We start from the raw sequence: 15,246 nt of genomic DNA, 5'->3' as shown, positions 1-15,246 counted from the left end.
CGTGGGTCGCGTCGAGCGCAAGCACACCGGCGCCTCGCCGGCCGCCTGGGCGGTCCCGGCCGCGCTGTTCTGCGTCGTCGCAGGGCTCACCCTCCTCAGTCAGATCTTCGGCCCCTTCGACATCCTCTGGCAGCCGGTCGACGACGTGCTGGAGCAGTTCCAGCACGTCGAGCCGCGGTGGCAGGCCGCGGCCTTCCTGCTGCCGCTCGGGCTCCTCCTCCCGATGGTCGGTCTGCGCATGCGCGGCCTCCTACGGGCGTTCGGGGAGCACGACTCCCTGCCCGACCTGGCAGCCGTCGGCGGACTGCTCGCCGGCGGCGCGGCCGCGGTGGCCGCCGTGGTGTCCTGGGTCGCTCACCTGGTGGACCGCACGGCGCACATCGACGCGGCGCAGGATGCCCTCGCACCCTCGGTACTCGTCCTCCTGGCGCTCGGCCTGTGGCTGTACCCGACGGCGGTCGGGCTGGGGGTCGTCACGGCCGTGGCCGCCTGGCGTCTCCGGGACGAGAACCTCATCGACGGTGTGCGAGCAGGGCTCGGTGGTGCCGCGGCCGTGATCGCCCTCGTCAGCCCGGTCTCCATCATCTTCGGCCACCTCGTCGCGCTGGCGGTGATCGGTCAGCTGGCGACGCTCGCCTGGCTCGTCGTGGTGCCGCGGGACCTCTGACGCCGGCTACCCCGCGTCCTACCGCGCGGCGAGCGACTCAGCGCGCGTCGAGCGCGGCGACGACCTGCTCGTTGAGCTCGGGCCAGATAGCGCCGTGGACCTCGGTGTCGAAGCCCTTGTCCCCGAGGAACGCCGCCGCGGCGCGCCGTGTCGGGTCGACCCACAGGAACGATCCGGACTGCCCGAAGTGGCCGAACGTCGTCGAGGAAACGCCAGGTCCGGTCCAGTGCGGGTCCTTGTCGGCGCGGATCTCGAAGCCGAGGCCCCAGTCGTTGTGGGTCTGCCGGCCGAATCCGGGCAGCACGCCGGACAGCCCCGGGAACACGGTGGCCGTGGCGTCGGCGTGGAGGTCGGCCGAGATCAGCGCCGGGTCGAGCAGCTCGAACCCGTAGGTCATGAGGTCGGCGGTCGAGCCCGAGTAGCCGTGCGCGCAGCTGCCCTCGGTCACCACGGACGTCAGCCCGAGCGGCTCGACCACCTGGGCGCGGACCCAGTCGTTGATCGGCATGCCCACGCGGCTCCCGACGAGCTCGCCGAGCGTCTCGAATCCGAGGTTGGAGTAGACGCGCCGCTTCTCCGGGGGCTGCGTCGGGCCGCCGGCGTCCATCGGCAGGCCGGAGGCGTGGGCGAGGAGGTGGCGGACGGTCGAGCCCTCGGGGCCGGCGGGCTCGTCGAGCGTGAGGTGCCCGGCCTCGACGGCGATCAGTGTCGCGGTCGCGGTGAGCAGCTTCGTCACGGACTTCCAGGGGAAGACCTTCGCGACGTCGCCGTCGGAGGAGACGACGCCGTCGTCGTGCGTGGCGACGAGCAGCGCCACGTCGAAGTCGAACCGGTCCAGTGCCGCGTAGGTAGCCACGCACCCAGGATGACGCATCGGCCACGCCCGGGCGACGCGTCACCCTTCCCCCGTATGCCGACGGTGCGGTTGGGAGACCCCTCATCGAGATTGCGGTTTGTCGGACTGCTTCCCGTCGAGAGTGCGGTGGGGAGGCGGCGATGGCCATCGGGCGCGCCGGCTCACTCGCACTCTCGACCCGGTGGCGGGTGCCTCACCCCCGCGCCCCTGGGCTACACGAGCGGCCAGGGGAAGGCCATCCCGGTGAGGTCGACGGGTAGGCGTCCCTCGGTCACCAGCCGCAGCGCACGACGACGCAGAGCCACAACCTCGTCGTTGTCGAGGAGCGCGGCGATCTCCTCGTCGACCTCGCTGACGACCGGGGCGACCGCGGCCAGCAGGTCGGCGTCGATACGTTCGCCCGCGAAGTCCCAGATCACGGTCCGCAGCTTGGGTGTCGCCGAGAAGCACAGGCCGTGGTCGATGCCCCACACGCGCCCGTCGACGCCGTGGAGCACGTGGCCGGACTTCCGGTCGGTGTTGTTGGTCAGCGCGTCGAACACGGCGATCCGCCGCAGGTCGTCGTGGGTCGCGGGGTCGTCGTCGACGAGCGTGAAGTAGTGGGCGGACCGGTCGTGCTCGACGAACCGCTGGAGCGAGCCGACGCCGAACGGGGCGTCCTCGCGGATCACGGTCCGTGGCACGAGGTGCCAGCCCAGCGCCTCGCTCAGCAGGTAGGCCGCGCGCTCGCGCCGGTAGAGGCCCGGGGGGAAGTCCCGCAGCGGCGCCTCGCCGAGCTCCGGCTTGTAGATGGCCCAGACCGGGTCACCTGCGCCGGCGACCTCGACGAGGAACGTCTCGTTGCTCGAGTCCGCGAGCTGTCCGAGCAGGGAGATCTCGCCGTCCAGGAGGAGGTCGGTCGCGGAGATCGGTTCGGCGGATCCGGCCGGGCCGGTCACCGCGGACCGGTCCGGCGATCCCGACGGATCGGCGGCTCCCGACGCGGGCTCCCCCGCCGCCGTCAGGTCAACGGCTCGGGGCGAGCCCGACTGCGCGGCCTCGTCGGTCGTCGGACACTCCCCCGTCGCGCGCTCCGCCTCCACCGGGCCGCCCTCAGGAGATCCGCAGGTCGCCGAGCGACTCGAGCGTGGAGTTGACGGTGAGGACCACGGGATCGCCGTGGACCCCGTCGCCCGCGGCGGGGTACGCGATCGCGGAGACGGAACACGGGGAGACGGTGAGTCGCTGGAACCGGTCGAGGGAGAGATCGAACGCGTAGGACAGGGCCGCCTTGATCGGGTCGGCGTGCGAGAAGCACGCGACGGTCGACCCCGCGTGCTCCGCGCGGACCGACTCGAGGGTGGCCGCCATCCGCTCCTGCATCTCGAGCAGGCTCTCGCCACCTGGGAAGCGAAACTCGGCGGGCCTCTCCTGCACGGTGCGCCACGCGGGCAGCCGCGCGAGGTCCGCGAGCGGCTCACCGGTCCAGTCGCCGACGTCGGACTCGAGCAGCCCGGGCTCCTCGACGACCGCCAGCCCCGTGCGGCGGGCCAGGGGCTCGGCGGTCTGCCGCGCGCGCTCGAGAGGGGAGGAGTAGATCGCCGACGGCGACGCCGCTGCCACCCGCTCACCGACGCGTTCAGCCTGGTCACGACCCCGATCGGACAGGTTCAGTCCGGGCGCGCGGCCGGGCATCACGCGTCCGGTCGTCGGCGTCGTGCCGTGTCGTACCAGCAGGACCAGCGTGGGCGGGGGCGCCTTCTCCTCGGTCATCGACGCCAGCGTAGGCGCGACGTACGTTGGGGACGTGAGCGATCGCCCAGACATCAGCACCGTGGGGGAGCTCCGCTCCTCCGGCCACACCTTCCGCACACTGCGCACCGAGATCCGCGAGAACCTGCTCGCCGCGCTCTCCGCCGGGGAGAACCCCTGGCCCGGCCTGCACGGGTTCTCCCGGACCGTGCTGCCGCAGGTGGAGCGCGCACTCCTCGCGGGGCACGACATCGCGCTGCTCGGCGAGCGCGGCCAGGGCAAGACCCGCCTGCTGCGCACCCTCGCCGCTCTCCTCGACGAGTGGGCCCCCGTCATCGAGGGCTCCGAGCTGGGCGAGCACCCGTTCGACCCGATCACCGACGCCTCGCGCGCGCGGGCCGCGGAGCTGGGCGACGACCTGCCGATCGTCTGGCGGCACCGCGACGAGCGCTACGTCGAGAAGCTCGCGACCCCGGACACCTCGGTGGCGGACCTCATCGGCGACGTCGACCCGATGCGGGTGGCCGAGGGCCGGCGGCTCGGCGACCCGGAGACCATCCACTACGGGCTGGTCCCGCGCTCGCACCGCGGCATCGTCGCCATCAACGAGCTCCCCGACCTGGCCGAACGCATCCAGGTGTCGCTGCTCAACGTGATGGAGGAGCGCGACGTCCAGATCCGCGGCTACGTGCTGCGGCTCCCGCTGGACGTCCTCGTCGTCGCGACGGCGAACCCCGAGGACTACACGAACCGCGGCCGGATCATCACCCCCCTCAAGGACCGCTTCGGCGCCGAGATCCGCACGCACTACCCGATCGAGCTCGACGACGAGATCGCCATCATCACCCAGGAGGCGCACCTCGGCGCCGACGTGCCGCCGGCCGTCCTCGAGATCCTCTCCCGGTTCGCGCGAAACCTGCGCGAGTCCTCCGCCGTCGACCAGTCCTCCGGCGTCTCGGCGCGTTTCGCGATCGCCGGCGCCGAGACCGTGGCGGCCGCCGCCCTGCACCGCGCCACCGTGCGCGGGGAGGACCGGGCGGTCGCGCGCGTCGTCGACGTCCGCACCGCCGTCGACGTGCTCGGCGGCAAGGTCGAGTTCGAGGTCGGCGAGGAGGGCCGCGAGGACGAGCTCCTCGAGCACGTCCTGCGCACGGCCACCGCGGAGACGGTGCGCGCCCACCTCGCGGGCATCGACCTGGGGCCGCTGGTCGCGGCGATCGAGGCCGCCGACGAGGTCGTCACCACCGGCGAGCAGGTGACCGCCGCCGAGTTCCTCGCCTCGCTGCCGGAGATTCCGGGTCGTGCGGACGGGGGGCAGGCAGGCGACGACGAGTCCGCCGGGGACGACGGGCGGTCGAGCGACGGTGGCGAGTCGGCGGGCGACGGATCGTCAGGGGACCGGACCACCGGTGACGACGAAACTGCCGGCGACGTCTACGACCAGGTGGCCGCCCGGCTCGGCGCCACGGACGACGGTTCGCGAGCCTCGGCCGTCGAGCTCGCGCTCGAGGGCCTCTTCCTCGCCCGCCGGATCTCGAAGGAGACCGGCGACGGCGAGACCGTCTACGGATGACCGGAGCGAGACCATGACCCCGCAGCCCCGCTCGCCGCGCCCCGCGCGGTACGGCCGCTACGCCGGTGGGCCCGACCCGCTCGCTCCTCCGATCGACCTCGGGGCGGCGCTCGACGAGATCGCCGACGACGTCATGTCCGGCTACAGCCCCGACCAGGCCCTGCGCGAGCTCCTGCGCCGCGGGACCAGGGGCACGCGCGGTCTCGACGACCTCGCCGGGCGGGTCCAGCAGCGGCGTCGAGACCTGCTCGGCCGGCACCGGCTCGACGGCACGCTGCAGGAGGTGAAGCAGCTCCTCGACTCCGCCGTGCTCGCCGAGCGCGGCCAGCTCGCGCGGGACATCGAGATGGACGACACCGACCGCACGTTCCGCGAGATGGTCCTCGACAACCTCCCGGAGTCGACGGCCGCCGCGGTCAGCGAGCTCGCCACCTACGACTGGGCGTCGGCCGAGGCGCGGCAGGCGTACGAGCAGATCAAGGACCTGCTCGGCCGCGAGGTGCTCGAGCAGCGGTTCGCCGGGATGAAGCAGGCGCTCGAGGGCGCCACCGAGGAGGACCGGGCCGCGATCAGCGAGATGCTCTCCGACCTCGGCGACCTGCTCGAGAAGCACGCGCGCGGCGAGGACACGGAGGCGGACTTCGATCAGTTCATGTCGAAGCACGGCGACCAGTTCCCGGAGAACCCGCGAGACGTCGACGAGCTCATCGACACGCTCGCGAAGCGCTCGGCCGCGGCGCGCCGGATGCTCAACTCGATGACGCCGGAGCAGCGCAACGAGCTCATGCAGCTCTCCCAGCAGGCGTTCGGCTCGCCTCAGCTGATGGAGCAGCTCGCCCGCGTCGACGCCGGCCTGCGCGCCCTACGTCCAGGCGAGGACTGGACGGGCTCCGAGCAGTTCGACGGCGATCAGGGTCTGGGACTCGGCGACGGCACCGGCGCGCTCCAGGAGCTCGCAGACCTCGATCGCCTCGCCGAACAGATCGAGCAGGCGTCGTCGGGCCCCCCGCTCTCCGATCTCGACCTCGAGGCGCTCGGCCGCCACCTCGGCGACGACGCCGCCGTGTCCGCGCGGACCCTCGCCGAGCTCGAGCGCGCGCTGCGGGAGTCCGACTACCTCCACCGCGGCTCCGACGGCGACCTGCGGCTGTCCCCTCGTGGCATGCGCCGGCTCGGCCGGTCGTTGCTCCAGGACGCCGCGGGCCGGCTGTCGGGTCGCAGCGGATCGCGGGACACCCGGCAGGCGGGGGCGGCCGGCGAGCAGACAGGCTCGAGCCGGGCCTGGGCATTCGGCGACACCGAACCGTGGGACGTCACCCGGTCGCTGACGAACGCGACCCTGCGTACCGCACGCGAGGGCGGCGACCCGAGCCGGGGGCTGCGGCTGGACGTGGCGGACGTCGAGATCGCCGAGACGGAGGCGCGGACGCAGGCGGCGGTGGCGCTGCTCGTCGACACGTCGTTCTCCATGGCCGCCGAGGGACGGTGGCTGCCGATGAAGCGCACCGCGCTCGCCCTGCACCAGCTGTTGTCCACGCGCTTCCGCGGCGACCGGCTCGAGCTCGTCCAGTTCGGCCGGTACGCCCAGCGGGTCGACCTCGCCGAGCTCACCGCCCTGCCGCCGTTCCGCGAGCAGGGCACGAACCTGCACCACGGGCTCATGCTCGCGACCCGGTTCTTCCGGCAGCACCCGACGATGCAGCCCGTGCTGCTCGTGGTCACCGACGGCGAGCCCACCGCCCACCTCGAGCCCGGCGGCGAGTCGTGGTTCGACTACCCGCCGATGCCGCGGACGCTGCAGCTCACCGTCGCCGAGCTCGACCGCGTGGTGCGACTCGGCGCCGAAACCACGTTCTTCCGGCTCGGTGACGACCCCGGGCTGGCCCGGTTCCTCGACGCGATGGCCCGCCGGGCCCGCGGCCGCGTGGTGGCGCCGGACCTCGACGACCTCGGGGCCGCCGTCGTGGGCGAGTACATGCACGCCCGCTCACTCTGGGACCTCTGAGCCCGCCAACCCGCCGTCGAGATTGCGGTTCGTCGTCGTCGAGATTGCGGTTCGTCGGCCCCGCCCCCGGTCGAAAGTGCGGGTGGGAGGGGCCGGGGCACCCGGCTGCGGGCCTCTCACCCGCACTCTCGACACGGGGCTACACCCCTCACCCGCACTCTCGGAACGGACGCCTGCTCCCAACCGCAATCTCGGCGGGCACCAACCGCAATCTCGACGAGAGGGCGGGTCAGGCGGAGGGCGCCTCCGTCGTCGTGACGTCGAGGGTCTCGGAGCCGACCGGATGGTCGACGACGACGTGCCCGCCGTCCGCCGCGTCGCCGCCGAGCAGCAGCCGGGCCAGGCGGTCGCCGATCTCCCGCTGGACCAGGCGGCGCAGCGGCCGCGCCCCGTACGCCGGGTCGAAGCCCTCGAACGCCAGCCACTCCCGCGCGGCACCGGTGACCTCGAGCGTGATCCGCCGCGGCGCGAGCCGCTCGGCGAACCGCTCGATCTGCAGGTCGACGATCCGACCCAGCTCGTCGAGGCCGAGCGCGTCGAACATGACGACGTCGTCGAGCCGGTTGAGGAACTCGGGCTTGAACGACGCGCGCACGACCTCCATCACCTTCTCGCGCCGCGCCTCCTCGGCCACCGTCTGGTCGACGAGGAACTGCGACCCGAGGTTCGACGTCAGCACGAGGATGACGTTGCGGAAGTCGACCGTTCGGCCCTGGCCGTCGGTGAGCCGGCCGTCGTCGAGCACCTGCAGCAGGATGTCGAAGACCTCGGGATGGGCCTTCTCCACCTCGTCGAGCAGGACCACCGTGTACGGCCGACGACGAACGGCCTCGGTCAGCTGCCCGCCCTCCTCGTACCCGACGTACCCGGGCGGGGCCCCGACCAGGCGGGACACCGCGTGCTTCTCGGAGTACTCGGACATGTCGATGCGGACCATCGCCCGCTCGTCGTCGAAGAGGAAGTCCGCCAGCGACTTCGCGAGCTCGGTCTTGCCCACGCCGGTGGGGCCGAGGAACAGGAAGGAGCCTGTCGGCCGGTCGGGGTCGGCGATGCCGGCGCGCGAGCGTCGCACCGCGTCCGACACGGCGCGCACGGCCGCGGTCTGCCCGATGAGTCGCCGCCCGATCTCGTCCTCCATCGTCAGGAGCTTCTCGGACTCGCCCTGGAGCAGGCGACCGACCGGGATGCCGGTCCACGCGCCCACGACCTCGGCGATCTCCTCGGCGGAGACCTTGTCGGCGATCATCGGGTCCGACGACGAAGTGTCGGCGGACTCGGCCTCCTCGCTCGCCACGGCCGCGTCGAGCTCGGACTGCAGCTGCGGGATCTCGCCGTAGCGCAGTCGGCCGGCGTCCTCGTAGCGGGACTCACGCTCAGCGAGCTCGGCCTTGGTCGTGAGCTCGTCGAGGCGGGCACGCAGGTCACCGACCCGGTTGTGGCCGGCCTTCTCCGACTCCCAGCGCGCGGTGAGACCGTTGAGCTCCTCGCGCCGGTCCGCGAGCTCGGCCCGCAGGGCGTCCAGCCGCTCGGCCGTGGCGGCGTCGTCGTCGTCGATGTTCTCCGCGAGGTACGCCTCCTCCATGCCGAGCCGGTCCACCTGGCGGCGCAGGACGTCGACCTCCTCCGGGGAGGAGTCGAGCTCCATGCGCAGGCGCGACGCGGCCTCGTCCACGAGGTCGATGGCCTTGTCCGGGAGACGGCGGCCGGTGATGTAGCGGTCGGAGAGGGTGGCAGCGGCGACGAGGGCGCCGTCGGAGATCGTCACCTGGTGGTGCGCCTCGTACTTCGGGGCGATACCGCGCAGGATCGTCACCGTGTCCTCGACCGACGGCTCGCCGACGAGGACCTGCTGGAAGCGCCGCTCCAGCGCGGGGTCCTTCTCGATGTGCTCGCGGTACTCGTCGAGCGTGGTGGCGCCGACGAGGCGGAGCTCGCCGCGCGCGAGCATCGGCTTGAGCATGTTGGCGGCATCCATGGAGGAGTCGCCGCCGGCGCCCGCGCCGACCACGGTGTGCAGCTCGTCGATGAACGTGACGACCTGGCCGTCGGAGTCCGCGATCTCCTGGAGGACCGCCTTGAGGCGCTCCTCGAACTCGCCGCGGTACTTCGCGCCCGCGACCATGCCCGCCATGTCGAGCGCGACGAGGGTCTTGCCGCGCAGGGACTCGGGGACGTCGCCGTCGACGATGCGCTGGGCGAGGCCCTCGACGACGGCGGTCTTGCCGACGCCGGGCTCGCCGATGAGGACGGGGTTGTTCTTGGTCCGCCGGGAGAGGACCTGGACGACGCGGCGGATCTCGGCGTCACGGCCGACGACCGGGTCGAGCTTGCCCTCGCGCGCGGCGGCCGTGAGGTCCTGGCCGTACTTCTCGAGCGCCTCGAACGTGTTCTCGGGGTCGGGGCTCGTGACGGGGCGGTTGCCGCGGACGGACGGGACAGCGGCGCGCAGGGCGTCCGCGGTGGCGCCGGCGTGGCCGAGGACCTGGTCCGTGCCGGGCGCGGCGGCCAGGCCGAGGAGGAGGTGCTCGGTGGAGACGTACTCGTCCCCGAGCGCGCGGGCCTCGTCGGTGGCGCCGCTGATGACGGTGAGGAAGGCGCGCGAGGTCTGCGGCTGCGCGACGGATCCCCCGGAGGCCCCGGGCAGGGCGGCGAGCGCCGCGTCGGTGCGGCGGGTGAGGTCCGCGCGGTCGGCGCCGACGGCGTCGAGCAGGGCGAGCGCGATGCCCTCGCCCTGCTCGAGGAGCGCCTTGAGCAGGTGGCTGGGCTCGATCTGCGGGTTGCCGCCGGTGGTGGCGAGCTGGAGAGCGGAGGCGACGGCCTCCTGCGAGCGGGTGGTGAGCTTCGTGTCCATCGGTCTCCTCGATGCGGTGTGTGCGGTCGCTGATGATGGAACGCACGCAAAGTTGAGTCTATTCCGCTCAAGGTTGGGGCGCCAGGGGTGGTGGTGGAGTGGCGCGAGGAAGGCGCCGCTCAACCGCACTCTCGGCACAGGACGCGGCTGGCCGACGCGCTCCAGGCAGGCACTACCATCATCCGCCGTGACCACACCCTCGACCCCGCGCCCGACCACCGACGCGATGGCCGCCTTCCGCCGGTTCCCCGTCGGCATCACCGTCTTCCTCGGCCTCTTCGTCGCGGCCGGCCTGTACCTCGCCTCCCGCCACCTCGGGGCCGAGGCGATCGCCATGTGCGGTGACGACACGATGGCACCGGGCGACATGTGCACCATGTCGTCGGGCCGGCGCCGGAGGCGTGCCGGCGGCGGCACCTCCACCTACACGTACGAGGAGCGGCTCGAGGCGGCCGCCCGCGGCCACGAGGCATGGGTGTGGGCGGGGATCGCGGTCGCGGTCATCGCCGTCATCTTCATCGTGCTGGTCGTCATCCGATGGCGCCGCGACACCGCGCTCGCCCGCACCCTCGACGGCCAGCAGGCCCCGGTGACCTCGTACTCCACCACCACCAGCATCGGCGCCGGCATGGGCTTCCTCGGGGCGGCCGCGGTGGGCGCCGGCGGCCTCGGCGTGGGGGTCTGGCTGCGCGGGGTCTCGGACCTCAATCCGATCGGGCTCGCGATCATGGCGGCGGGCGCCGTCAGCGGCCTCGTCATCCTGTGGATGGCCCGGCCAAAGGGCAGCACGCTCGTGTGGGCCTACGACTCGCACGTCCGCATCGTCACGCAGAGCCGGTCGCACGACGTGGCATGGGAGGACATGCAGTACTTCGTCGACCTCCAGTCGTCGTCGTTCATGGAGCTCGGCTGGACGGGGTCCAAGCGCCAGCTCTCGATCGACGACGAGGAGTTCTTCGCGACGATGCGCGCCCGCATCAACACCCTCACCCGCGCGCGGGTCGAGCGCAGCGCCGAGACCGGCGAGCCCGTCGACTTCCGTGCGGTCACGCTCGCGGGCCGCACGGTGACGTTCAGGAAGAAGAAGCTCGACGCCGGGTCGCTGGCCGCGATCAACCTCGTCAAGGAGAAGGACAACCTCTCGCTGCACGTGCGCGACCGGGAGGGCGCCACCCAGGTGATCATCAACCCCGCCGAGATCGCCAACCTCGACGTGCTCCTCCACGTCCTCTCGCAGACCTACGGGGTGGTCGTCCCCGGTCGCTGACCGAGAGCGCGCCGTCGCGCCCAGGGGTCGCCCCGTCCGGTCCGAGTCCGGTCACCACCGGCGTCGGCAAGGGGTCGACGACGACGCCCGGCGCATCCCGGCGTCACCCCTCGTGCGTCAGCGCCGCGCCGCGAGCCCCACGACGACGAACGGCACCGCACTGCCGACCGCTCCCCCGATCCACCAGGCCAGGGTGTCGAGCAGGATCGACCCGACGACGAGGGTCACCGTCACCAGACCGAAGGCGGCGGCGGGCGTCGTCAGCAGGACGTGGCGGCGCGGGTGGTTCTTCGGCGGGTTGCCGACGGCGAGCGCGAGCATGAGCGGCGGGATGTACACGGGAACCAGCGAGAGCAGGTTCGTGCTCCCACCGTCGCGCGCCGGATCGAGGCCGGTGAGGACGAGCGCCCCCGCGGCGAGGAACCCGAGCAGCGGGCCGATGTAGACGAGTCGGGCGGTCCGGTCGTGGACGGAGCGAGGGGTCGTCGGTGCAGTCATCGGGGAACCTCCATGGCCTCGGGCGCTGCGGTAGGGGCGAGCCTGGGGCGATCACGGTCCGGACGGTGGGGACGCCTGCCGTCACCCCGACGCTATCGATCGGCGATCCCACCCGCAACGACGCCGCCGTCGTCACGCGCCCGACCGCTCAGTCGACCTGCACCTGGTCGGCGGCCTCGCGCACCAGCTCGAGGCCGCGCGGGAGCGGCACCTCACCGTGGGCCTCGACGAGGACGGTCACGCCGTCCCGCACCTCCTGGCACATCGAGACGACCACGTTCTCGACATCGCGTGACGGCGTCTCGCCCTCCTGGAGCAACGGGCCGAACTCGCGCTGTCGCACGAGGCACTGCGCCTCCCCGTCCGTCTCCACCCACGCCATCGGGGTGGCGATCCCCATCGTCTCCGCCGCGGCGAGCGAGTCCTCCGACGACCACAGACCCGGCGCCTCGGCAGCGACCGCGTAGACGGTGACGGTCTCCGCCAGATCGTCGGACATGTAGACCTGGCCGGCAGCGGCGGCGCCGTCGTGCGCCGCGGACAGGCCGTCGGCCACCTCGGCGACCGCCTCCTCGCGCAACGCCGCGAACTCGGCGGGTCCGTCCTGGTCGGCGGCGACCTCGGAGTGGGGCCGCATCCCGCCGAGCGTGGCGGGCAGCGTCACCCCGTCCGGCTCCGAGCTCAGCAGCCCGCCCGTCACGGCGAGGGTCCCGCCCACACCGAGGGCGGCGCCCACGAGCAGCCCGACGACGAGAAGCACCGGTGACGACCGTCGCCGGCTCCCCGCCTGCCCACCCGGGGCACCACCCTGTGCCCCGCCGACGTCGCTCACATCCGGTCTCCTGTCAGTCCGCCTGCTTGACGAGCCGCCAGCGCGCGACGATCGCGTAGACGATCGCCCACACGATCAGCATGCCGAGCCCGAGCAACCACATGCTCGGCTCCTGCGCCCACAGCGGGTCGTCCTGGTACGGGTGCCAGTCGGTGATGCCGACGCTCGACATCGCCATGCTGAAGCCCCAGCGCGCCGGCATCAGCCAGGCGATCTGCTCGAACACGGGCTGGCCGGCCACGTCGATGACGCCGCCGGAGAGCACGAGCTGGAGCATGACGGCCACGACGAGCAGCGGCATGATCTGCTCGGAGTTCGAGGCGATCGCGGACAGCATGAGCCCCATGACCATGCAGGTGAAGGCCAGCACGACGGCGGCCACGACGATCTCGATGCTTCCGTCGGGCAGGAGCGCGGAGTTCGTCGGCGGGTCGTGGAGCATGAGCGTGATGATCGATGCGACGAGCCCCTGGTACACCGCGAAGGCGCCGAGCACGACCATCTTCGCGGTGAGGTAGGCGTCCGGTCTGAGCCCGACCGCCGACTCCCGCTTGTAGATGTGCCGTTCGCCGACGAGATCTCGGACCGAGACGGCGAGGCCGCCGAACGCGAGCCCCACCATGAGCACGGTGAGGATCTGCATCGACTCCCCGGTGATGGTCTCGCCGGGATCGGGCTGCCGCAGGCCCAGCTCACCCCCGACCGCGACCGTGAGCAGGCCGAACAGCACCGGCAGCACGAGCAGGAAGAACAGGTACTTCCCGTCGGCGAACATCAGGCTGAGCTGGCGGCGCGCGAGCGTGGAGACCTGCTTGCCCACCGACTGCTTGCTGCGGCGGTCGAGCTGTTGGGGCCGGGCCACGTTGACGCGGCGCACGTGCGGCCGCGCGGACGCGCCCTCGAACATCTGCTTGGACCGGGTCGGGTCCTCCTTGATGAACGCGTAGATCTGCGCGTAGGTGAGGTCGTCGGGGTCCTTGACCTCGCGGCCGAGGTAGCGCATCGCCTTGGCGAAGTACGGCTTGACCTCGTGGGGCGCCCCGTAGAAGGCGGTCTTGCCGCCGGGCGCGAGCAGGAGGATCTTGTCGCACTGGGCGAGGTTGACCTCGTTGTGCGTGATGACGACGACCGTGCGGCCGCGCACGCCCCGGGAGTCGTCGCCGTGGGCGATCTCCGCGAGCAGGTGCATGACCTCGGCGTCGAGGGAGGGGTCGAGCCCCGACGTCGGCTCGTCGAGGAAGAGCAGGTCCGGCTGGGTGAGCATCTCGAGCGCGACGGACACGCGCTTGCGCTGACCGCCGGAGAGCCGGTCGATCCGGGTCGAGGAGTGCTCGGTGAGCCCGAGCTGGCTCATCACACGCTCGACGGCCTGCTCGCGGTCGCGCCGCTGCACCGACTCGTCGAACCGGAGCTCGGCGCCGTAGTCGAGGGCCTTGCGGACGGTGAGCGTGCGGTGCACGACGTCGTCCTGCGGGACCACGCCCATGCGGTTGCGCATCGTGGCCTCGTGCTCGTACACGTCGAGGCCGGAGAAGCGGACGATGCCCTCGTCGGCGGGCGGGCGGCCCACGAGCGAGCGCAGCAGCGTGGACTTGCCGGCGCCCGAGGGGCCGATGACGGCGAGCAGCGAGCGCCCGGGCAGCGAAAAGGTGACGTCGTCGAGAATCGTCTTCTTCGACGGGTCCTTCGCGCCCTGCGCCTTGAGCTTCTTCCGCTCCTCCGAGGATGCGTCGACCCGCACCGTGAGGTCCTCAGCCTCGAGGCTGCCCTCGCCGCCGGAGATGTCGATCGGCACGAGGCCGCCGGGCACGAGCTGGAGGAACGAGCCGCCGACGCCGAGGATCCCGCCCATCTGGAGCATCCCCTGGGTGACCCGGGCGCCGTTGACGAACGTACCGTTGAGCGAGCCGCGGTCGATGACGCGGAAGCCACCCTGGGTGGGGACGAGGTCGACGTGCCGGCCGGAGACCAGCGGGTCGTCGAGCGTGATGTCGGCGCTGCGGGCGCGGCCGACGGTCAGCGTGCCGGGCGGTCGGCCCGCAGCGGCGGACGCGGGTGAGCCGGCCGCCGGGCTGCCGGACGGGGCGGGCGCGAGCGGCGCGCCGACCGTCAGCTCCTGGGTGGACGGCCGGCGGGCGCCGGGGGCATCGGGGCCGCTCGCGCCGCTGAAGGGCTCCGCGTTCGAGGGCGTGGGTGCGGGACGGGACGGGCCCGACGCCGGAGCTCCCGTCGGGGGGCCGGCCGGCGGTCGGGAGTCGGCCGGCCGGGCGCCCGACGCCGCAGGGGCACCCTGCGGGGAGGGGGGCGCCTGCGTGGAGCGCGGGTTGGCAGGCGTGGGGACCGACGAGGCCGGCGGGCCGGCGCTCGCGGCCGACGCCGCGGACGGCCCTGCGGAGTGGGCGGACGCGGCGGAGGGGCCCGCGGAGTGGGCCGATGCCGCGGACGGGCCGGCGGAGTGGGCCGAGGCGGCTGACGGGCCGGCTGTCGGGCCACCCGCACCGGCGGGCGCGCCGACGGGACGGATCCGGATCTCCGGGCCCTGCGCCGGGTGCCCGAGCCGCACGACGACGCCCTGCCCGATCGCGGCCGGCGCGGTGAGCTGGCGGCCGCCGACGAACGCGGCGCCGCCGACGACGCGCATCATCCAGCCGTTCGGTGTCTCGGCGATCTCGAGGTTCTGTGGCGCCACCGCGGGGTGGCCGATGATGAGGTCGGCCGGCGGGGCGCTGCCGACCAGTGCCCGTCCGCCCGGGGGCCGCGTGGCGGTCCCCATCGGCGAGGCGATCTCGATGCCCGTCCGCATGCAGTGGTTCCTCTCGAAAAGCGTGGGTCGTGCGACCGCCGGGCGCCGTCCTGCGGGGCGCCGCCCCACGGCATGCTAATGGCCACGGGACGCCGAGGACGCGTCAGAGGTCCCCGGGCCGGGTCGTCCGCGTCACCCGGTCCCGTCGACGGCCGGCGCGCCG

General features: G+C 73.0%; 11 protein-coding genes. 4 read left to right on the top strand and 7 right to left on the bottom strand.

Translation table 11 applies throughout. The features are described 5' to 3' along the window. Position 1: 1 nt before the first annotated feature. Complete coding sequence (locus ACPYO6_RS13955) at positions 2 to 667, top strand: hypothetical protein (protein ID WP_425715367.1); 666 nt, start codon at positions 2 to 4, stop codon at positions 665 to 667. Between the two features lie 37 nt (positions 668 to 704). Here the strand turns inward: ACPYO6_RS13955 and ACPYO6_RS13950 are convergent, their stop codons facing one another. The 3 genes from ACPYO6_RS13950 to ACPYO6_RS13940 form a co-directional block, all read right to left on the bottom strand. Beyond that, the gene (locus tag ACPYO6_RS13950; RefSeq protein WP_425715366.1) at positions 705 to 1,523 is read right to left on the bottom strand and encodes a serine hydrolase domain-containing protein; all 819 of its coding nucleotides are present in this window, start codon (positions 1,521 to 1,523) and stop codon (positions 705 to 707) included. 212 nt (positions 1,524 to 1,735) lie between these two features. Beyond that, entirely contained in the window at positions 1,736 to 2,461 is a 726-nt protein-coding gene (locus tag ACPYO6_RS13945) for an SCO1664 family protein (protein WP_425715365.1), read from the bottom strand. A 154-nt stretch (positions 2,462 to 2,615) separates the two neighbouring features. After that, entirely contained in the window at positions 2,616 to 3,275 is a 660-nt protein-coding gene (locus ACPYO6_RS13940) for a histidine phosphatase family protein (protein WP_425715364.1), read from the bottom strand. Positions 3,276 to 3,309: 34 nt separating this feature from the next. On the opposite strand from ACPYO6_RS13940, the gene ACPYO6_RS13935 reads away from it, so the two are divergent. Beyond that, positions 3,310 to 4,827 carry a sigma 54-interacting transcriptional regulator gene (locus ACPYO6_RS13935; protein ID WP_425715362.1) on the top strand — a complete coding sequence of 506 codons (1,518 nt, stop codon included), beginning with the start codon at positions 3,310 to 3,312 and terminating at the stop codon, positions 4,825 to 4,827. Positions 4,828 to 4,840: 13 nt separating this feature from the next. Continuing rightward, positions 4,841 to 6,832 (top strand): VWA domain-containing protein, encoded by a 1,992-nt coding sequence (locus ACPYO6_RS13930; RefSeq protein ID WP_425715360.1) that lies wholly within the window; start codon positions 4,841 to 4,843, stop codon positions 6,830 to 6,832. Positions 6,833 to 7,061: 229 nt separating this feature from the next. Here ACPYO6_RS13930 and clpB read toward each other — a convergent pair whose 3' ends face one another. Next, complete coding sequence (gene clpB / locus ACPYO6_RS13925; protein WP_425715359.1) at positions 7,062 to 9,683, bottom strand: ATP-dependent chaperone ClpB; 2,622 nt, start codon at positions 9,681 to 9,683, stop codon at positions 7,062 to 7,064. Between the two features lie 187 nt (positions 9,684 to 9,870). Between clpB and ACPYO6_RS13920 the strand changes: the two genes are divergently transcribed. Continuing rightward, positions 9,871 to 10,950, top strand: a complete 1,080-nt coding sequence (locus ACPYO6_RS13920; RefSeq protein ID WP_425715357.1) for a hypothetical protein — start codon at positions 9,871 to 9,873, stop codon at positions 10,948 to 10,950. Positions 10,951 to 11,067: 117 nt separating this feature from the next. On the opposite strand, the gene ACPYO6_RS13915 is transcribed toward ACPYO6_RS13920, so the two are convergent. From ACPYO6_RS13915 to ACPYO6_RS13905, 3 genes are all read right to left on the bottom strand, one after another. Beyond that, on the bottom strand, positions 11,068 to 11,448 hold the full coding sequence (locus tag ACPYO6_RS13915; protein WP_425715356.1) for a hypothetical protein: 381 nt from the start codon (positions 11,446 to 11,448) through the stop codon (positions 11,068 to 11,070). 148 nt (positions 11,449 to 11,596) lie between these two features. Then, positions 11,597 to 12,208 carry a hypothetical protein gene (locus tag ACPYO6_RS13910; RefSeq protein ID WP_425715355.1) on the bottom strand — a complete coding sequence of 204 codons (612 nt, stop codon included), beginning with the start codon at positions 12,206 to 12,208 and terminating at the stop codon, positions 11,597 to 11,599. A gap of 85 nt (positions 12,209 to 12,293) precedes the next feature. Then, the gene (locus tag ACPYO6_RS13905) at positions 12,294 to 15,083 is read right to left on the bottom strand and encodes an ATP-binding cassette domain-containing protein (RefSeq protein ID WP_425715353.1); all 2,790 of its coding nucleotides are present in this window, start codon (positions 15,081 to 15,083) and stop codon (positions 12,294 to 12,296) included. Positions 15,084 to 15,246 lie beyond the last annotated feature (163 nt).

This window comes from Georgenia sp. Z1344 (genome assembly GCF_049856295.1).
Lineage (GTDB): Bacteria > Actinomycetota > Actinomycetes > Actinomycetales > Actinomycetaceae > JB111.
Note: the sequence above shows the minus strand (reverse complement) of the source record. Positions and strands in the feature narration are given on the sequence as shown.